Source organism: Bradyrhizobium sp. 40, assembly GCF_023100925.1.
Taxonomy (GTDB): domain Bacteria; phylum Pseudomonadota; class Alphaproteobacteria; order Rhizobiales; family Xanthobacteraceae; genus Bradyrhizobium.
In genome coordinates, this window is sequence record NZ_CP064688.1 from 5,795,950 (window position 1) to 5,814,193 (window position 18,244).

General features: G+C 64.1%; 16 protein-coding genes. 4 read left to right on the plus strand and 12 right to left on the minus strand.

The window, feature by feature from the left end:
- On the minus strand, window positions 1-1,140 hold the full coding sequence (locus IVB40_RS27860; RefSeq protein ID WP_247291327.1) for an ABC transporter ATP-binding protein: 1,140 nt from the start codon (window positions 1,138-1,140) through the stop codon (window positions 1-3).
- Window positions 1,137-2,687 carry a glycerol-3-phosphate dehydrogenase gene (gene glpD, locus IVB40_RS27865; protein WP_247816905.1) on the minus strand — a complete coding sequence of 517 codons (1,551 nt, stop codon included), beginning with the start codon at window positions 2,685-2,687 and terminating at the stop codon, window positions 1,137-1,139. The genes IVB40_RS27860 and glpD overlap by 4 nt, the downstream gene beginning before the upstream one ends.
- A gap of 231 nt (window positions 2,688-2,918) precedes the next feature.
- On the opposite strand from glpD, the gene IVB40_RS27870 reads away from it, so the two are divergent.
- A complete protein-coding gene (locus tag IVB40_RS27870) occupies window positions 2,919-3,188 on the plus strand; it encodes a type II toxin-antitoxin system Phd/YefM family antitoxin (protein WP_247816906.1) in 270 nt (89 codons plus the stop codon).
- On the plus strand, window positions 3,185-3,610 hold the full coding sequence (locus tag IVB40_RS27875; RefSeq protein ID WP_247816907.1) for a type II toxin-antitoxin system VapC family toxin: 426 nt from the start codon (window positions 3,185-3,187) through the stop codon (window positions 3,608-3,610). Before IVB40_RS27870 ends, IVB40_RS27875 begins: the two co-directional genes overlap by 4 nt.
- A gap of 2 nt (window positions 3,611-3,612) precedes the next feature.
- On the opposite strand, the gene IVB40_RS27880 is transcribed toward IVB40_RS27875, so the two are convergent.
- Together IVB40_RS27880 and IVB40_RS27885 are read right to left on the minus strand one after the other, a co-directional pair.
- Complete coding sequence (locus IVB40_RS27880) at window positions 3,613-4,455, minus strand: DeoR/GlpR family DNA-binding transcription regulator (RefSeq protein WP_247291332.1); 843 nt, start codon at window positions 4,453-4,455, stop codon at window positions 3,613-3,615.
- Window positions 4,456-4,546: 91 nt separating this feature from the next.
- On the minus strand, window positions 4,547-5,221 hold the full coding sequence (locus tag IVB40_RS27885) for an HAD-IA family hydrolase (protein ID WP_247816908.1): 675 nt from the start codon (window positions 5,219-5,221) through the stop codon (window positions 4,547-4,549).
- A gap of 154 nt (window positions 5,222-5,375) precedes the next feature.
- Between IVB40_RS27885 and IVB40_RS27890 the strand changes: the two genes are divergently transcribed.
- The gene (locus tag IVB40_RS27890) at window positions 5,376-5,852 is read left to right on the plus strand and encodes a nuclear transport factor 2 family protein (protein WP_247357061.1); all 477 of its coding nucleotides are present in this window, start codon (window positions 5,376-5,378) and stop codon (window positions 5,850-5,852) included.
- Between the two features lie 363 nt (window positions 5,853-6,215).
- Window positions 6,216-6,611, plus strand: coding sequence for a nuclear transport factor 2 family protein (locus IVB40_RS27895; RefSeq protein WP_247816909.1), 396 nt, complete (start codon window positions 6,216-6,218; stop codon window positions 6,609-6,611).
- Window positions 6,612-6,836: 225 nt separating this feature from the next.
- Here IVB40_RS27895 and IVB40_RS27900 read toward each other — a convergent pair whose 3' ends face one another.
- The 8 genes from IVB40_RS27900 to IVB40_RS27935 form a co-directional block, all read right to left on the minus strand.
- Window positions 6,837-7,028 carry a hypothetical protein gene (locus tag IVB40_RS27900; RefSeq protein ID WP_007595173.1) on the minus strand — a complete coding sequence of 64 codons (192 nt, stop codon included), beginning with the start codon at window positions 7,026-7,028 and terminating at the stop codon, window positions 6,837-6,839.
- A 215-nt stretch (window positions 7,029-7,243) separates the two neighbouring features.
- Entirely contained in the window at window positions 7,244-7,654 is a 411-nt protein-coding gene (locus tag IVB40_RS27905) for an acyl-CoA thioesterase (protein WP_027568529.1), read from the minus strand.
- Between the two features lie 37 nt (window positions 7,655-7,691).
- Complete coding sequence (locus IVB40_RS27910) at window positions 7,692-9,788, minus strand: 3-hydroxyacyl-CoA dehydrogenase NAD-binding domain-containing protein (protein ID WP_247816910.1); 2,097 nt, start codon at window positions 9,786-9,788, stop codon at window positions 7,692-7,694.
- Between the two features lies 1 nt (window position 9,789).
- Entirely contained in the window at window positions 9,790-11,073 is a 1,284-nt protein-coding gene (locus tag IVB40_RS27915; protein WP_247816911.1) for an acetyl-CoA C-acetyltransferase, read from the minus strand.
- Window positions 11,073-13,340 carry an acyl-CoA dehydrogenase gene (locus tag IVB40_RS27920; RefSeq protein ID WP_247291338.1) on the minus strand — a complete coding sequence of 756 codons (2,268 nt, stop codon included), beginning with the start codon at window positions 13,338-13,340 and terminating at the stop codon, window positions 11,073-11,075. The genes IVB40_RS27915 and IVB40_RS27920 overlap by 1 nt, the downstream gene beginning before the upstream one ends.
- Before the next feature lie 218 nt (window positions 13,341-13,558).
- Window positions 13,559-14,182 (minus strand): flavin reductase family protein, encoded by a 624-nt coding sequence (locus IVB40_RS27925; protein ID WP_027516354.1) that lies wholly within the window; start codon window positions 14,180-14,182, stop codon window positions 13,559-13,561.
- 177 nt (window positions 14,183-14,359) lie between these two features.
- Window positions 14,360-14,959 (minus strand): TetR family transcriptional regulator, encoded by a 600-nt coding sequence (locus IVB40_RS27930; protein ID WP_247291342.1) that lies wholly within the window; start codon window positions 14,957-14,959, stop codon window positions 14,360-14,362.
- 35 nt (window positions 14,960-14,994) lie between these two features.
- Entirely contained in the window at window positions 14,995-18,132 is a 3,138-nt protein-coding gene (locus IVB40_RS27935; RefSeq protein WP_247816912.1) for an efflux RND transporter permease subunit, read from the minus strand.
- Window positions 18,133-18,244: the final 112 nt, after the last annotated feature.

Here is an 18,244-nt window from a genome sequence, read left to right on the forward strand (position 1 = left end):
TCAGGCTTTTTTCTTTGACGCGTTTTCTTCACGCGAACCGCTCGGCACTTCGCTTGAAAACGCTATGGGACCGGGCGCTGCGACCAGGCGGTCGCCAGCGTCGAACACGAAAACGTCGTTGGGATCGAGCACGGCATCAATGGTCTGGCCGGGCTCGAACTCGTGCACGCCGTGCAGCACCGCCACCCAATTCGATCCGTCGCGGGTCAGATGCACGAAACTCTCCGAACCGGTGATCTCTGTCACCGTTACCGTGGCATGGAAGGCGTGGCGGTCAGTCTCGCCATTGGCAAGTGCGAGCTGATGGGCGCGAAATCCGACGCGATAGGCGCCGTCCGCGAGCGAGGAATAGAGACCGGACGCCGGCGCGGCAATGCCGCCCGCATATTGCACGGAACCGTTCTTCTTCTCGATGCCGACGAGGTTGAGCGGCGGATCGGAGAACACCTGCGCGACGCGCAAGGTCTGCGGGCGGCGGTAGACCTTCGGCGTCTCGCCGATCTGGAGCGCCTCTCCCTGCCACATGCACACCGTGTTGCCGCCAAGCAGCAGCGCCTCGGTCGGCTCGGTGGTGGCATAGACGAAGATCGCGCCGGATGCCTCGAAGATGCGCGGCAGCTCGGTGCGTAGCTCCTCGCGCAGCTTGTAGTCGAGATTGGCGAGCGGCTCGTCGAGCAGCACGAGGTCGGCGCCCTTCACCAGCGCGCGCGCCATCGCGGTTCGCTGCTGCTGGCCGCCGGAAAGCTGGAGCGGCGTGCGCTTCAGGAACGGCTCGAGCCTGAGCAGCCGGGCGGCTTCCGCGACGCGCGCCTCGATCTCGGCGCGCGGCTTGCCCTGCACGCGCAAAGGCGAGGCGATGTTCTCGTAGACCGTGAGCGAAGGATAATTGATGAACTGCTGATAGACCATGGCGACCGAGCGCTGGCGCACGTCGACACCGGTGACGTCCTTGCCATTGACCAGCAGCTTGCCCGATGTCGGCTTGTCCAGGCCTGCGAGCAGCCGCATGATCGAAGTCTTGCCCGACAGCGTCGGCCCGAGCAGCACGTTGAGCGTGCCGCTCTCGAGCGTCAGCGAGACGTCGCGGATATGTGGGATACCGTCGACAGTCCGGGTCACGTGATCGAGTGTGACGGTCATGAGCGTCCTCCGGCTTCCAGCAGGGGACTTTGCTGTACGGCGTGGGTCCTGATCCAGTCGTCCAGCGCCGCGATCTCGTCGGCACTTAGTCGCAGGCCGAGCTTGGAACGGCGCCAGACGACGTCGTCGGCGGTAACGGCCCATTCGTTGGCCATGAGATAGCGGACTTCGCGCTCGGTCAGCGTCGCGCCGAAGGCCTGGCCGAGATCGGCCGCCGATTTCGCATCCCCAAGCAGCTTGATCGCCCTCGTGCCATAGGCGCGCGCAAGGCGCCGCGCATGCTCGTGGCTGAGGAAGGGATAGCCGCGCTGAAGCTCGGCGATCAGGCCGTCGACATCGGAGACGCCCATGTCGCCGCCGGGCAGCGGCCATTTGCCGGTCCAACCTTCGCGCGCTTTCGCACTGCGAAGATAGGGCGCGAGCCGTTCCAGCGCCTCCTCGGCGAGACGGCGGTAGGTCGTGATCTTGCCGCCATAGATCGACAGCAGCGGCACGCCCCCGGGCGTGTCGAGCTCGAACACATAATCGCGCGTCGCGGCCTTGGCTTCGCTGGCGCCGTCGTCGTAGAGCGGACGCACGCCGGAATAGGTCCAGACCACGTCGTCAGGCGTGACAGGCTTGGCCAGATACTCGCTTGCCGCCGTGCAGAGATACTGGATCTCCTCGGCCGTCGCCTTCACCTTGGCGGGATCGCCGTCATAGTCGCGGTCGGTGGTGCCGATCAGCGTAAAATCGTCCTGATAGGGAATGACGAAGATGATGCGGCCGTCGGCATTCTGGAACATGTAGGCGCGGTCGTGGTCGTAGAGCTTCTTGACCACGATGTGCGAGCCTTGCACCAGGCGCACCTTGGCTTTGGCGTTGACGCCGGCGCCGCGGCCGAGCACATCCTCGACCCAGGGACCGCCGGCATTGACCAGCGCACGGGCCTGGATCGACGAACGCGCGCCGATCAGCGTGTCGATCATGCTGACGGTCCAGATGCCGTCGGACTGTTTGATATCCGTTGCGCGCGTACGGGTGCGGATCTCGGCGCCCTTGTCCGCGGCGTCGCGCGCATTGAGCACGACGAGACGGGCGTCATCGACGAAGCAGTCGGAATATTCGAAAGCGCGGCTGTAGCGGTTCGGGATCAGCGGGCGGCCGACCTCGTCACGCCCAAGATCGACCGAGCGGGTCGCCGGCAACAGATGGCGGCCGCCGATGTGGTCGTAGAGAAAGAGGCCGAGCCGCAGCAGCCAGGCCGGCCGCAGGCCCGCATGGTGCGGCAAAACGAAACGCAGGGGGCGAATGATATGGGGCGCGATGCCCCAGAGAATCTCGCGCTCGATCAGCGCCTCGCGGACCAGCCGGAACTCGTAATATTCGAGATAGCGCAGGCCGCCATGCACCAGCTTGGTCGACCAGGACGACGTCCCGCTCGCCAGATCGTTCATTTCGCACAGGAAAACCGTGTTGCCACGGCCCACCGCGTCGCGCGCGATGCCGCAGCCGTTAACACCGCCTCCGATAATGGCGAGGTCGAAAATACGCTCCAACAGACGCATCCCCCGGCGACCGCCCGTTCAATCGAGCGGTTACTTTCGCTTTTGATTAGATCACACCGGAAAACGAAAGCAAGATGAAAGAGAGGAGGAAGGAAATGAAAGCGGAACTTCTAAGCGGGCACAGGGGCGTGGAAATGGTCAGTTCAAGAGAGCATTGGAACAGCATTATTGCTCTTGAATAGTCGTCGCCGGCCATTATTAGTTACAATAGTCATATTGGTCATTATCTGCATGACAGGCCACAGCACTGCACCAGACTCACCAGCGACTGACTCGTGGACGCTTGCCAACGCCAAGGCCCGGCTATCCGAGGTGATCGACCGTGCTCAAGCCGGCCCGCAAATCATCACTCGACACGGCAAGCCCAATGCGGTGATCGTTTCCGCCGAGGAATGGGCGCGCAAGACGGCGCGCAAAGGTACCTTGGCCGAATTCCTGCTGGCTTCGCCGCTGCGCAGCGCCGACCTCGAGCTTGAACGCGTGCACGACGAGCTGCCGTGAATCTACTGCTCGACACCAACGTGTTGTCGGAGGTCCAGAGGCCGGCCCCTTCGCCGAAAGTCCTGTCATGGCTTGATACGATCGACGAGGATCGTGCGTTCATCAGCGTGGCATCGATCGCCGAGCTTCGCCGCGGCATCGCATTGCTGGAGGACGGCCGTCGGCGCGCAGCACTGGCCGCCTGGCTTGCCCACGATCTGCCGGAGCGTTTTGCCGGGCGTACCCTGTCGATCGACCACGCGGTGGCCGAACGCTGGGGTGACCTGATGGCTCAGAGCCGCAGAAGCGGCGTCGCATTGTCTGTCATGGACGGCTTCTTTGCCGCGACCGCTCTCGCGAACAACCTCATGCTCGTCACGCACAATGTGACGGATTTCGCGGTGTTCGGCGTCCCGCTGCTGAACCCGTGGGACGACCCATAGTCCTACCTCAGCCGCACCACCGGCGCGGCCTCGGGCGCTTCTTGTATCTCGCCTTGGGCCTCATCGACATCGGCCCCCTTCGGCATCGCCGCCATCACCTCGATGCCCTTGCCGTGGCAGATGGTGGCGAGGCGCTCGGGCAATTCCTGGTCGGTGACGAAGGTCTGGATCTGGCTGATATGTGCGATGCGCACCGGCGCGCTGCGGCGGAGCTTGGTCGAGTCCGCGACCAGCATGACGCTGCGGGCGTTGGCGATGATGGCCTGCGCCACCTGCACCTCGCGATAGTCGAAGTCGAGCAGCGCGCCCTCCTCGTCGATCGCGGACGCCCCGATGATGGCGTAGTCGACCTTGAACTGGCCGATCAGCTGCGTCGCGGTCGAGCCGACCACCGCACCGTCGGCGCGTCGTACCGTGCCGCCGGCGACCACCACCTCGATGCGGGGATGGCGGTAGAGCAGCATGGCGACGTTCAGATTGTTGGTGATGACGAGGAGGTCCTCGTGCGAGGTCAGCGCGCTCGCGACCTCCTCGGTTGTGGTGCCGATGTTGATGAAGAGCGAGCAGCCGTTCGGGATCAGGGAGGCGGCCGCAGCTCCGATCGCCTTCTTCTCGTCCGCGGCGACGAAGCGCCGCGCCTCATAGGCGAGGTTTTCGACGCCGGAGGCGATGATGGCGCCGCCATGGATACGGGTCAGTGAGCGGCGCTCGCAGAGATCGTTGAGATCCTTGCGGATGGTCTGCGCCGAAACCTCGAACCGGCGCGCCAGCTCATCGACCATGACGCGGCCCGAGGCCCGCGCAATGTTGAGGATTTCGGCTTGGCGATGAGTCAGTCCGGTCACGGCGATGGCCTCAAGTCAGGAAGTTGCATGGTGCGGCGGTTCGCGCGTTCGGTCAATGCGCGCGCCGATCACGGTTAACGGACGAAGGTCCTCACCACGCCATCGCAGCGTCGAGACGCGTCAGCAGGTCCGGATCGTCGAAGGCGCTGGCGGAGGCGATAGCCCCGGCGGCGACGAGATCAGCATGGCTGAGGCTGGTCCGGATGCCGATCGTCGGAATGCCGGCCGCCGCGGCCGACTGCACGCCGGTGCGGGAGTCCTCGAACGCGATCGAGGCCATCGCGCTGGCGCCGGCAAAGCGCAACCCTTCCTGATAAGGCAGCGGATGCGGCTTGCCGTGCAACAGCTCGGCGCCGATCACGAGCGCCTTGAAGCGGTCCGTGATGCCGAGGCCGGACAGCAGCAGCTCCGCATTCAGCCGCGGGGCGTTGGTCACCGCAACCATGGGAATACCGGCCGCATCCGCCCTGTCGAGCAGCGCCATCAGGCCCGGCAGCGGTTCGATCTGCCCGGCGACGAGTTCGCGGAAGACTTTCTCCTTCTCATCGAGGATCAAGGCACGCCGTTCCGGCGCCTCGTCGGGCAGAAAGCGTTCGCCGATCGATACATTCGCGAAGCCCTGCAGCTCCCTGGAGAAGCGCGCGTGATCGAAGACATGGCCGCGAGGGCCGAGCACCTGGTTGAAGGCCTTCAGGTGCAGCGGATCGGTGTTGGCGAGCGTACCGTCGATGTCGAACAGCAACGCCCTGCCGATAGCCTCGATCATGTCCGTACTTTCCCGAATAGATGACGCATCAATACGAAAGCCGTATCAATACAGCGCCAATCGCGCAATGACGCACGTGCATGACCACTACGCGACACTCGACAAAGTCGCGCGCGGCTGCAACACTCCGTGCAAGATCAAAAAGGAGGAAACAATGACGATCAACCGACGCGATCTGGCTCTCTCGACTCTTGCCGTCCCAGCTCTTGCCGTCTCCACGCTTGCAGTTTCAGCGCTCACGACACCGGTGCTGGCGGCCTCGGCGGACGAGGAAGCCGTAGCGAAGAAGGTCGAGGCGTTCCGTCTCGCCCAGATCGCGGCCGATCCCAAGGCGCTCGGCGCACTCTGCGCCGACGAGGTGAGCTACAGCCATTCCAGCGGCAAGGTCGAGGACAAGGCGACCTTCGTCGCCAACGCTACCGACGGCAAATCCAAATTCCTGTCGATCGAATACAAGGAGCCGACCATCAAGGTCGTCGGCCCCGCTGCGATCGTGCGTTTCCACTGGGTGGCGGAACAGGAGATGGCGGCCGATGGGAAAAAAGTGCCGACCAACCTTCACATCCTGATGAACTGGCAGAAGCAAGGCGACGACTGGAAGCTGCTCTCGCGGGCAGCAACGAAGTTGTGATCGCGGCTTATCCCTCTCCCCTTGTGGGAGAGGGTGGCTCGCCGCAGAGCGGCGAGACGGGTGAGGGGTATGCTTCCGCGAGCGCACCTCTCACAATTGAATTCGGCGAAACAACCCCTCATCCGGCGCCAGAGCCGAAGCCTCGCTTCGGCGTCTTCTTAAGAACGACCGCTGGAGGCGGCCTACGCCACCTTCTCCAACAAGGGAAGGAAAGTGCAGGAGCACCAAGGACTGCAAAAAATTCCGACCACGCTTTGCGCGTCAGAAATCGCTCCGCTTGGCGCAATGCAGCGTATTGCGACCTGATGCTCGACAAAATCAAGTGCGGCTGCAACAGTGGACGCAAGATCAAGGACGAAGGATATGACGACATTGAATCGCGATCATGCTGCCACGACAGACCACGAGGCGGTGGCAAAGAACGTCGAGGCATTTCGCCTCGCCCAAATCGCGGCCGATCCGAAGGCGCTCAGCGCGCTGTGCTCGGACGATCTGAGCTACAGCCATTCCAGCGGTTTCCTTGAGGATAAGGCGGCCTTCGTCGCCAACGCTACCGACGACAAAACGGAATTCCTGTCGATTACCTACAAGGATCCGACCATCAAGATCGTCGGCCCCGCCGCGATCGTTCGCTTCCACTGGCTGGCCGAGATGATGACCGGCGGACAGAAAGTAACAAACAGCCTTTACATCCTGATGAACTGGCAGAAGCAGGGCGACGACTGGAAGCTGTTGTCGCGGGCAGCAACCAAGTTGTGATTGCGGCTTATCCCTCTCCCCTTGTAGGAGAGGGTGGCTCGCCGCAGAGCGGCGAGACGGGTGAGGGGTATGCTTCCGCGAGCGCACCTCTCACAATTGAATTCGGCGAAACAACCCCTCATCCGGCGCTTCGCGCCACCTCCTCCCACAAGGGGAGAAGGAAGGACAGTTGTCGGCAAAAGATTCCGACCACGCTTAGCGCGCCCCGAAATGACAGGCGGAAAATTATGCCGCTTCCTTCACATCACCGTTAACCAGCTTGCGCGCGGCGCGCTCGGCTTCGCGGGCGTTGCGGAAGAGCTGGCCTTCGAGACGATTGAAGCGGTTGGATGAGGCGAAAAAGCAGTAGCCTCCCTGGGAACGAACGACGATACCTGCGGTCTGCGAATCGACTTCGATGATGTAGCTGTCCGGCATGGTCCGTGGATTCCTCAGTGCGGGCAAATAACGGCAGTTCCGCCCAAAGGTTCCTGGGCATTTTGACGCCGTTTCCGCCCCGGATCGACACGCGATTGAGTAAGCCGGGACCTCATCCGTTTTATGACTGGTTCTTGGCAAAGCCGCGGCGGCGGGACTCAGTCGCGCCGCGTTTGGCGGCGCCGCACTGAGATGAGGCGCAACGCCGCGTGCGATTACGTCGCGATGGTGGTGTCGGCCGGGCGAACCGGCTGCGGGCGGCCGTGCTCGTCGATCGACACGTAGGTGAAGTTGCCGTCGGTGACGAGGAACGGTTGCTGCTCGCCGCGGCGTAGCGCCCACGCTTCCAGATGCACGGTGATGGACGTGCGCCCGACGCGAACGAGGTGGGCGTGGACCGAAACGAGATCGCCGACATAGACGGCCTTGCGAAAATTCATCGCCTCGATGGCGACGGTCACCGTGCGCGACTTTGCGACCTTTGACGCAAACACGCCGCCGCCGACGTCCATCTGGCTGAGCAGCCAGCCGCCGAAGATGTCGCCGTTTGCGTTGGTGTCGGCAGGCATTGCCAGCGTGCGGATGCAGAGATCGCCGCCCGGCCCGGCATTGGCTTGCTCGTTCATGCCGCGCTCACTTGAAGATTGCTCACTTGAGGATTGCTCACGTGAAATTGTCCCAGCCCGGATCCGGCGCAAAGCGCTCGCCGAATCTCCCGGCCAGTGCGCGCAAGGTGGATACGATATGATCCACGCCACGCGTGCGCGCATAGTTCAACGGACCACCACGGAACGGTGCATAACCGGTGCCGAAGATCATGGCGCCATCGACCATGTCGGCATCATCGACGATCCCCTCGCGAAGCGCCGCAACGCAGACGTTGGACATCGGCAGCACCAGACGGTCGATCATCTGGTCGGTGACGCGCGGACCAGTCTCGGGCAACGGCGCCTTCTCGGCCTTGCCGTCGCGCCAGACGTAAAAGCCCTTGCCGGTCTTGCGGCCGAGCTCGCCCTTGGCGACCTTCTCGCGCAGCCACGCCGGCGTCGGCGGCAGCAGATCGCCGAACTTGCTGCGCAGCATGTCACCGACGTCGAGACAAATGTCGAGCCCGACCTGGTCTGCGAGTTCGATCGGCCCCATCGGCATGCCGAACTGCTCCGCGGCGGCGTCGATCAGGCGCTGGTCGATCTTCTCGTCCAGCATCACCATCGCTTCCAGCATGTAGGGCGTCAGCGCGCGGTTGACGAGGAAGCCCGGCGAGCTCTTCACCGACAACGGCAGCCGATCGATCACGCCGACGAAAGCAAGTGCCTCCTTCAGCACCTGCGTATCGTTACCGTCATGGCTGACGACTTCCACCAGCTGCAACCGCGACACCGGATTGAAGAAGTGGAGGCCGACCAGCCGCTCCGGCCGCGCCAGCGTGGTGCGCAAATCCTGGAGCGGAATGCTCGACGTGTTGGTCGCGAGAATCGCGCCCGGCTTCATCCGCGGCTCGAGCCCGGCATAGACCTTCTGCTTCAGCTCGAGCTTCTCCGGGACCGCCTCGATGATAAGATCCGCGTTGCGGACGCTCTCCCCATCCATGTCGGGGATCAGGCGATCGAGCGCGTCGCGCACCTCGGTCGGCTTGCGAATGATCTTGCCGTAGAGCTCGGCGGCGCGCTTGACCGCGCCCGCGATCGGCTCCGCCTTCATGTCGGCGAGCGAGACGCGCAGCCCCTGCCCCGCGCACCAGGCCGCGATGTCGCCACCCATGGCGCCAGCGCCGATGACGTGGACATGTTTGATCGTGTTGCCGGAGCCTGCCGCCTTCTTCATCTGCTCGCGCAGGAAGAACACGCGGATCAAATTCTGCGCGGTCGGCGTCACCATCAACTTGGCGAACGAGGCCTGCTCTGCCCTGAGCATCGCGGCCTTGCTGCCGCCATGGGTCTCCCAGAGATCGATCAAGGCATAGGGTGCTGGATAATGCTCGCGGGACGCGGCCTTCGCCGCCTCCGATCGCATCCGCCTGGCCATCAGCCCGCGCACCGGGCCGAAATTGGCTGCACGCGTCAGAAAGCCCGGCCGCGCCCGCTTGAGGCGGCCGAACAGCGCATCCTTGACGGCATTGCGAACGTGGCGCTCCTGCGTCACGGTGTCGACGAGGCCGAGCGATTTGGCGCGGCGGGCATCGATGGTGCGGCCGGTCAGCATCAGGGCCATCGACTGGGTCGGATTGACCAGCGCGGTGAAACGCGCGGTGCCGCCGAGCCCGGGATGCAGGCCCAGCATCACCTCCGGGAAGCCGAAGCGCGCGCCGTCGATGGCGATGCGCGATTGGCAGGCGAGCGCGACTTCGAGCCCGCCGCCGAGGCAGAAGCCGTGGATCACCGCGACTGTCGGCAGCTTCAGCGCTTCCAGGTGGTCGACCACCGCGTGGGCGGCGCGGATCCGCGTCTCCACCATCCCGGCATCATCGGCACCGCGAAATTCGTTGACGTCGGCGCCCGCGATGAAGCCGGACGGTTTTGCGGAGCGGATCACGAGGCCGGCCGGACGCTCGGTCTCAATCGCCGCCAACACGGCGTCGAACTCCTCCATCACGTCCGGGGACAGCGTATTGGCGCTGGCGTCAGTGCGATCGAACAGCAGCCAGGCGACGCCGTCGGCGTCGCGCGTCAGCTTGAAGTGCTTGTAGGGACTATCGGCAGCGGGCTTGGGCCCGAGCTCCAGCACGCGGTCGCCGAGCGCGGTCATGATCTTGGAATCCATGTCACACCGCCTCGATCAGCATGGCGCCGCCGAGCCCGCCGCCGATGCATTCGGTGGCAACGCCGCGCCGCGTGCCGAGCCGCTTCATGGTGTTGACGAGATGCAGCACGATGCGGTTTCCGGAGGTGCCGACGGGATGCCCGAGCGAGATAGCGCCGCCATCGACATTGATTTTTTCGCGGTCGATCTCGCCGGCAGCGCCATCGAGTCCCAAAATCTCGCGGCAGAACTTGTCGTCATTCCAGGCGGCGAGGCAGCCGAGCACTTGGGTGGCAAACGCCTCGTTGAGCTCCCAGGTCTGGACGTCCTGGATGGTGAGATCGTTGCGCTTCAGCAGCGGCGTCGCCGACATCACGGGACCGAGACCCATGATGCTTGGATCAAGTGCGGCCCAGTTGCTGTCGACGATGACCGCCTTCGGCGTCAGCCTGTGCTTGGCGACTGCTTCGTCGGACGCCAGGATCACCCAGGACGCGCCGTCGGTGATCTGCGAGGAATTGCCGGCCGTGACCTGGCCCCAGGGACGCTCGAACACCGGCCTCAGCTTGGCAAGCTTCTCGGCCGTCGAGTCCGGACGCACGCCATCATCATGGTCGAAGAATTTTCCGTCGCGGGAGAACGCGGTTTCGACTTCGCCCTTGAGAAAACCTTCCGCCTGCGCATGCGCGAGCCGGCGATGGCTCTCGGCGGCATAGGCATCGGACTGCGCGCGGGTGATGCCGAAGAGATGGCCGACGACTTCGGCCGTCTGGCCCATGTTCAAATCGGTAATGGGATCGGTCAGCCCGCGTTCCAGGCCGATGATCGGCTTGAGATAGCGCGGCCGCAGCTTGAAGGCTGCGGCAAGCTTCGCGGCGACGCCCTTGGCGGTGGCGAGGCCGGCAAACCAGCGCACGCCCGAATTGGGCCAGACCAGCGGCGCGTGGCTCAAAGCCTCGGTGCCGCCGGCGAGGATCATGTCGGCATGGCCCTCGCGGATGTAGCGGTAGGCGGTGTCGATCGACTGCATGCCGGATCCGCAATTGATCTGCACGGTGAAGGCGACCATGTCTTCGCCCATGCCGAGCCGGAGCGCGGCGACGCGCGCCGGGTTCATTTCGTCCGCAATCACGTTGACGCAGCCGAGGATGACCTGGTCGAATGTATCAGGCGAAAACGGCTGGCGCGCCAGCAGCGGCCGGCCGCATTGCACGGCGAGATCGACCGGCGTGAACGGACCGGGCCCCGAACGCGCTTTGAGAAACGGCGTCCGGCTGCCGTCGACGATGAAAACCGGTCGTGCCATCAGCTCGCCGCCCTCTGTTCACCGAGTTCCTGGAAGAACTGATGCACGTCGCCGGTTTTCTTGTAAATCGGCGACAGCGCCTCCGGCGCAAAATCGTCGACCTCTATCACCTTTGCGACCGCTTCGCGGGCCGCAGCCAGCTGCTCGCCCTCGGCTTGCGTGATCACGCCCTTGGCCACCGCATCCTTCCAGTCGCTCATATGAGCCGCGCGCATGCGCCTGGCGATGGCGTCCGTGCCTGCGACCAGGTTGAAAGCGCGCTCCAGCCGGGCGAAGCCGCCATCGTCATCGACATAAGCGAGGTCGGGCGTGAGGCGGTCGCGCGCGGCCGACGGCTCCAGCACGAGGCTTGCGCATTGATGCACCACTCGGTCGGAGGGACCCAGCACGCGGGCGCCGAACGGCTGGACCACGAATTTGAGAATGCTTGCGACGAAACGGTTCGGCAGATTGGCGAGAATCTCGGCAAGCCGGTTCTCGATGGTCCGAAAGCCCGTCGCCATGCACCATTCGAGCGCTGCAAAATCATCCTTCTGCCGCCCCTCGTCCTGCCAGCGTTTCAGCGCGGCAGACAGCAGATACAGCTCGGACAGGATGTCGCCGAAACGCGCCGACAGCATCTCCTTGCGCTTGAGCGCGCCGCCGAGCGTCAGCAGCGCCATATCGGCGCAGAGGGCGAACGCCGCGGAGTAGCGCGAGAGCTGACGATAGAATGGCCTGGCGTCACCCGCGTCGGGTGCAAGCGCGAAGACGCCAAAGCTCCAGCTCCGGCCGAACGCGCGCAACAGTGTCTCGAAGCTGTGGCCGACATGCTTCCAGAACGCCTTGTCGAAGGCGGCGAGCCCACGCTCGCGATCGGTATCCGCGAGCGCATTCATCTCGTCGAGCAGATAAGGATGGGCGCGGATGGCGCCCTGTCCGAACACGATGAGATTGCGGGTGAGGATATTGGCGCCCTCGACGGTGATGCCGACAGGGACGGCGCGGTGGAGATTGCCGAGATAGTTTTGCGGGCCGTCGATCACGGCCTTGCCGCCATGGATGTCCATGGCGTCGTCGACCGCGGTGCGCATCCGCTCGGTCGCGTGCAGCTTCATGATGCCCGAGATGACGGCGGGATGGATCCCGGCATTCAGTGCCGCGCAGGTCAGCCGTCGCGCCGCATCGAGCTGATAAGCGGTCGCGACGATGCGCGCGAGCGGCTCCTCGACACCCTCGAATTTGGAGATGGAGATACCGAACTGCTCGCGGATGCGGGCATAGGCGCCGGTGGTGCGGGCGGCATAGGCGGCGCCGGCGGCGGAGAGCGAGGGCAACGAGATGCCGCGGCCGGCGGCGAGCGCCGTCATCAGCATCTTCCAGCCCTGCCCCAGCCGCGCCTGGCCGCCGATGACGTAGTCGAGCGGAATGAAAACGTCGCGGCCCCAATTCGGGCCGTTCTGGAACACCTGCATCGACGGCAGATGGCGTTTGCCGATTTCGACGCCGGGAAGGTTGGTCGGGATCAGCGCCACGCTGATGCCGAGCTCTTCCTGGCTCCCCACGAGATGATCGGGGTCATAGGCCTTGAAGGCGAGGCCAAGCAGCGTCGCGACGGGACCGAGCGTGATGTAGCGCTTGTGCCAGTTGAGCTTCAGACCCAGCACCTCCTGGCCCTCGAAGCTGCCCTTGCAGATGATGCCGGTGTCGACCATCGAGGCGGCATCGGAGCCGGCCTCGGGGCTGGTGAGGCCGAAGCAGGGAATGTCGCGACCATCGGCAAGACGCGGCAACCAGCGCTCCTGCTGCTCCTTCGTGCCGAAGTGCATCAGGAGCTCGCCGGGGCCCAACGAGTTCGGCACCATCACCGTCACCGCGGCGGCGATCGAGCGGGTCGAGATCTTGCGCACCACTTCCGAATGCGCATAGGGCGAGAAGCCGAGGCCGCCGAACTCCTTCGGAATGATCATGCCGAAGAATTTTTCGCGTTTGATGAAGTGCCAGACATCGGGCGGCAGGTCGCGCCATTCCCAAAAGATCTTCCACTCGTCGAGCATGGCGCAGAGCTCGTCGACGGGGCCGTTGAGGAAGGCCCGCTCCTCGTCGGTCAGCGTTGCCTGCGGGACCTTCAGCAGCTTCGACCAATCGGGGTTGCCGGTGAAGAGATCGGCGTCCCACCAGACGTCGCCGGCCTCCAGCGCCTCGCGCTCGGTGTCCGACATCGCCGGCAGCACGCCACGCGCCCAGGAGAAAATCGGCTTTGTCAAAGTGTCGCGGCGGAAGCTCATGGCGGACCTCATGCATCGGCGCGGGGATCGGGCATTTTAGCGGAAAGTGGCCGGCGGCGGTGAACACTTCGCCTGCGAAAAGACGCGAATTGACGCGGCCGGGCAGCCGCCCAGAGCCATAACGGCCGAGGCGTGGTGGCAGTTCCGGGAGGCGAGCGCTGTGAAAAGCGGTCACTCGGATGGAGCGAAGCGCAATCCGGGCTATGAGAGCGACCAGATCAGTCCGGCCGGACCATCTCGAACATGTTTTCCGGCTTGATCTCGAAATAATCCCCGCTGCGGCCGGCCCGGACGATCGGGCGGGCGGCGGCGGTCTGGTAGACGCCATCCTTGATCATGGCCTTGTCGATATGGACGGCGACGACTTCGCCGAGCGTCAGCCAGGCATTGGCTTCCTTGCCGTCGGCGCCCTTGAGGCGGACGATATCGGACACCTTGCATTCGAAGGCGACCGGACTTTCGCCCACGCGCGGCACGTTGACGAGCCTGCCGGGCACGGCGGTGAGGCCGGCGACCTCGAACTCGTCGACCTCAGGGCCAACATGCGCCGCGGTCGCGTTCATGTGCCTGGCCAGGTCCATGGTGGCGAGATTCCAGACGAATTCGCCGGTCTGCTGGATGTTCTCCACCGTGTCCTTCCAGTTTGTGGAGGAGAAACCGATGATCGGGGGGACATAGCAGAACGCATTGAAGAAGCTATACGGCGCGAGGTTGACATGGCCTTTGGTGTCGCGCGACGAGATCCAGCCGATCGGCCGCGGCGCGACGATGGCGTTGAAGGGATCGTGCTTGAGGCCGTGGCCCTTGGCGGGCTCGTAGAAGTGCAGGTCTTTGTCGGTCACGCGCTTTTCCTTCTCGTCATAGCGAGCGCAGCGAAGCAATCCAGAATCCCTCCGCAGAGACAGTCTGGATTGCTTCGCTACGCTCGCAATGACGGAGTTTGTTGATCCGTCCTTGCCCGCCACCAGCCGTCATGCCGGGGCGGTCGGCCTGCTTATAGGAGGAAATTCGCCGGCCCGTCAGTGCCGCGGGGACAATCCCGCGATGACGAAATCGATCATCTGGTCGATGGTTGGGCCCGGCTTGGTGGCACACTGGGCGATCATCTGGGGGTGGAAAAAGCGCATCATCGCGGTGCAGGCGCAGAGCGCGGCCAGTTGCAGGTCCGGCGCCTCGAACTCTCCGGAGGCCACGCCTTGCGCGATCATCTGGCCGATGACCCCGGCAATGCACTCCATGTGGTTGACGCAGACGTCCCAGTCCTCCTGCATCGCGATCTCGACCATCTCGTGCAGCTTATTGTCGCCGACATAGCGCTCGGTGTTCATGCGATTGATGGTGGTGAGCAGTTCGCGGAAGCGCGGCAGTACCGGACCGGGCCTCGCCACGATCCGCTGCGCTTCCAGCTCGACCTCGCCCATCAGCGAACGGGCCACCGCCTGATGAATCGCCTTTTTCGATTCGAAGAAGCGATAGACGTTGGCGGGGCTCATCTTGAGCTCCTTGGCGATGTCCCCGACCGTGGTCTTGAGATAACCGATCTGGCGGAACAGCCGCTCGGCCACCTCAAGAATACGATCCCGGGTGTCCCCTTCGATATGTTCCGAAACCAGTGTCATCTGTCAGGACTCGTCAATCAGCAGTTCATCTTCACTTATTCAGCCGCCTCAGCAAGCGGAATTGCGTTCTGGTCATCGCTCCCATGCTGCGGCGCGGCAGGCTCCTCGGGCGTACCCGCCTCATCCAGGCTCTTGCGGAACCAGAGGGCGTAGAGGCCCGGCAGGTACAGCAGCGTCAGGAAGGTCGCGACGAACAATCCGCCCATGATGGTGATCGCCATCGGCCCCCAGAACGCCGAGCGCGACAGCGGGATCATAGCAAGGATGGCGGCGAGCGCCGTCAGCACCACCGGACGGGCGCGCCGGACGGTGGCCTCCACAATCGCCTCCCGGCGGGTCAGGCCGTGCGAAACGTCGGTCTCGATCTGATCCACCAGAATGACCGCGTTGCGCATGATCATGCCGGCGAGCGCGATCAGGCCGAGCAGGGCCACGAAGCCGAACGGGGCATTGGCGATGTTGAGTCCGAACGAGGCGCCGACAATGCCGAGCGGCGCGGTCAGGAACACCAGGATCAGGCGCGAGAAGCTCTGCAGCTGGAACATCAGCAGCGTCAGCATCACCATGACCATCAGCGGGAAGAGAATGAAGATCGAGGCGTTGCCCTTGGCGGATTCCTCGAACGCGCCGCCCGCCTCGATGCGGTAGGCCGGCTCGAGATTGTCCTTGATTGCCTTCAGCTTCGGCGCGATCTGGCCGGTGACGTCGGGCGCCTGCACGCCGTCGACGACGTCGGAACGCACGGTAATCGCCATGTCGCGGTTACGCCGCCACATGATCGGCTCCTCGTGGGCATACTCGATCTTGGCGATCTGCTGCAGCGGCACGGCCACGCCGTTGCGCGAGGTGATGGTGAGATCGCCGACTGCGCCGAGGTCGAGCCGTTCGGACGAGACGGCACGCGCGACCACGCCGACCTTTTCGATGCCGTCGCGCACGGTGGTCACCTGTGAGCCCGAGATCAGCATCGACAGCGCCTGCGACACGTCCTGCGGGGTTAGGCCCATGGCGCGGGCGCGATCCTGGTCGACGACGAGCTTGAGGTAAGGCGACTGCTCGTTCCAGTCGAGCTGGACGTCCTTGACGCTCTTGTTCTGCCGCATGACGTCGCGGACCTGGTAGGCGATCTCGCGCACCTTGTTGGCGTCGGGGCCGATGACGCGAAACTGCACGGGAAAACCAACGGGGGGACCGAAATTGAAACGATCGACGCGCACGCGGGCCTCGTTGAGCGCGCCGTCGGCAACGGCGTTTTCAAGCTTGGCCTTGATGCGCTCGCGCGCCTCGACGCCCTTTGCGACGATGACGATTTCGGCAAAAGCCTCGTTCGGAAGCTGCGGATTGAGCCCGAGCCAGAAGCGCGGCGAGCCCTGCCCGACATAGGCCGTGTAGGTCTCGATGTCCTTGTCGTCCTTGAGCATGGTCTCGGCCTTCTTCACCGCCTTTTCCGTGACGTTGAAGGCGGTGCCCTCGGGCAGGCGAAGCTGGAGGAACAGCTCGGGCCGCTCGGACAGCGGGAAGAACTGCTGCTGGACGTGGCCGAATCCGACGATCGAGGCGATGAAGACGCCGACGGTCGCGGCCACCACGGTGATGCGGTGATTGACGCACCACTGCACGATGGCGCGCAGGCCCCGATACATGCGGGTCTCGTAGACCGCGTGCGGATCGTGATTGTGGTGCACCTTGATGTTGGGCAGAAGCATGACGCCGATATAGGGCGTGAAGATCACCGCCACGAACCAGGACGCCACCAGCGCGATCGCCACGATCCAGAAGATGCTGCCGGCATATTCGCCGACCGCGGAATTGGCAAAGCCGATGGGGAGGAAGCCAGCGGCCGTGACCAGCGTTCCCGTGAGCATCGGAAACGCGGTGGATTCCCAGGCAAAGGACGCTGCACGCATGCGGTCCCAGCCCTGCTCCATCTTCACCACCATCATCTCGACCGCGATGATGGCGTCATCCACCAGCAGGCCGAGCGCGATGATCAGCGCACCCAGCGTGATGCGGTGCAGATCGAGCGACATCGTGTTCATGACGACGAAGACGATGCCGAGCACCAGGGGAACCGACAGCGCGACCACGATGCCGGTGCGCCAGCCGAGCGCCAGGAACGACACGAACAGCACGATGACGAGGGCTTCCATGAAGGAGTGCACGAATTCGCTGACGGCGTGCTCGACCACCTTGGGCTGGTCGGCGATCAGCTTGATGTCGACGCCCTGCGGCACCGCCTTCATGAATTCAGCCGTCGCCTTCTCGACCTCCTTGCCGAGATCGAGGATGTTGGCGCCCTTTGCGGTGACGACGCCGATGCCGATCGCGGCCTTGCCTTCCTGGCGCACGATGAAGCTCGGCGGGTCGACGTAACCATGGGTGACGGTGGCGATGTCGCCGAGGCGGAACACGCGGCCGTTGCTCTCGACCGGGGTTTCGGCGACGGCCTTGGCGCCGTCGAGCGCACCGGTGACGCGCAGCGGCACGCGTTGAGAAGAGGTCTCGACCGTGCCGGCCGGCGTCACGTTGTTCTGCTTTGCGAGCGAATCGAACAGCGCCTGCGGCGTGATGCCGAGAGTGGCGAGCTTGGCATGGCTGAACTCGACGAAGATGCGCTCATCCTGGTTGCCGTAGACGTCGACCTTGGTCACGCCCGGCACCTTCAGGAGGCGCTGACGGAAACCCTCCGAGACCTTCTTGAGCTGGGCGTAGTCGGCGCCGTCGCCGGTCATCATGTAGAGGATCGAATCGACGTCGGAGAATTCGTCGTTGACGACGGGTCCCAAAATCCCCGAGGGCAGCTGGCCCTGTACGTCGGCGAGCTTCTTGCGCAGCAGATAAAAGAGATACGGCACATCCTTCGGCGGCGTGGAATCGCGGAAGGTGACCTGGAGCGCGGTAAAGCCGGGCTTGGAATAGGTCTGCACCTTCTCGAAGTAAGGCAGCTCCTGGATCTTCTTCTCGATGGGATCGGCGACCTGCGCCTGCATTTCCTGCGCGGTCGCGCCCGGCCAGAGCACGGAGACGTTGACCACCTTGACCGTGAAGAACGGATCCTCGGCACGGCCGAGCTTCTGATAGGAGAAGAATCCGGCGACGCCGAGAATGAGCATCAGGAACAGGATCAGCGTCGGATGGCTGACGGCCCAGGCCGAAAGATTGAAGCGCTTCATCGCACTCTCCAAAGATGATCCGGTTGCAAAAAAACGACAGCCACCCTGTTCAAGGCGTCGTCGCGAGGCAGCGAAGCAATCCAGGGGGCTGGGCAGGTTCTGGATCGCTTCG

Bases quoted from the DNA above. Each gene is read 5' to 3' on its own strand.
- IVB40_RS27895 (WP_247816909.1), top strand. From the start codon at position 6,216: ATGACGACATTGAATCGCGATCATGCTGCCACGACAGACCACGAGGCG.
- IVB40_RS27920 (WP_247291338.1), bottom strand. From the start codon at position 13,340: ATGAGCTTCCGCCGCGACACTTTGACAAAGCCGATTTTCTCCTGGGCG.
- IVB40_RS27910 (WP_247816910.1), bottom strand. From the start codon at position 9,788: ATGGATTCCAAGATCATGACCGCGCTCGGCGACCGCGTGCTGGAGCTC.
- IVB40_RS27935 (WP_247816912.1), bottom strand. From the start codon at position 18,132: ATGAAGCGCTTCAATCTTTCGGCCTGGGCCGTCAGCCATCCGACGCTG.
- IVB40_RS27860 (WP_247291327.1), bottom strand. From the start codon at position 1,140: ATGACCGTCACACTCGATCACGTGACCCGGACTGTCGACGGTATCCCA.
- IVB40_RS27915 (WP_247816911.1), bottom strand. From the start codon at position 11,073: ATGGCACGACCGGTTTTCATCGTCGACGGCAGCCGGACGCCGTTTCTC.
- IVB40_RS27885 (WP_247816908.1), bottom strand. From the start codon at position 5,221: ATGATCGAGGCTATCGGCAGGGCGTTGCTGTTCGACATCGACGGTACG.
- IVB40_RS27930 (WP_247291342.1), bottom strand. From the start codon at position 14,959: ATGACACTGGTTTCGGAACATATCGAAGGGGACACCCGGGATCGTATT.
- IVB40_RS27900 (WP_007595173.1), bottom strand. From the start codon at position 7,028: ATGCCGGACAGCTACATCATCGAAGTCGATTCGCAGACCGCAGGTATC.
- glpD (WP_247816905.1), bottom strand. From the start codon at position 2,687: ATGCGTCTGTTGGAGCGTATTTTCGACCTCGCCATTATCGGAGGCGGT.
- IVB40_RS27870 (WP_247816906.1), top strand. From the start codon at position 2,919: ATGACAGGCCACAGCACTGCACCAGACTCACCAGCGACTGACTCGTGG.
- IVB40_RS27905 (WP_027568529.1), bottom strand. From the start codon at position 7,654: ATGAACGAGCAAGCCAATGCCGGGCCGGGCGGCGATCTCTGCATCCGC.
- IVB40_RS27890 (WP_247357061.1), top strand. From the start codon at position 5,376: ATGACGATCAACCGACGCGATCTGGCTCTCTCGACTCTTGCCGTCCCA.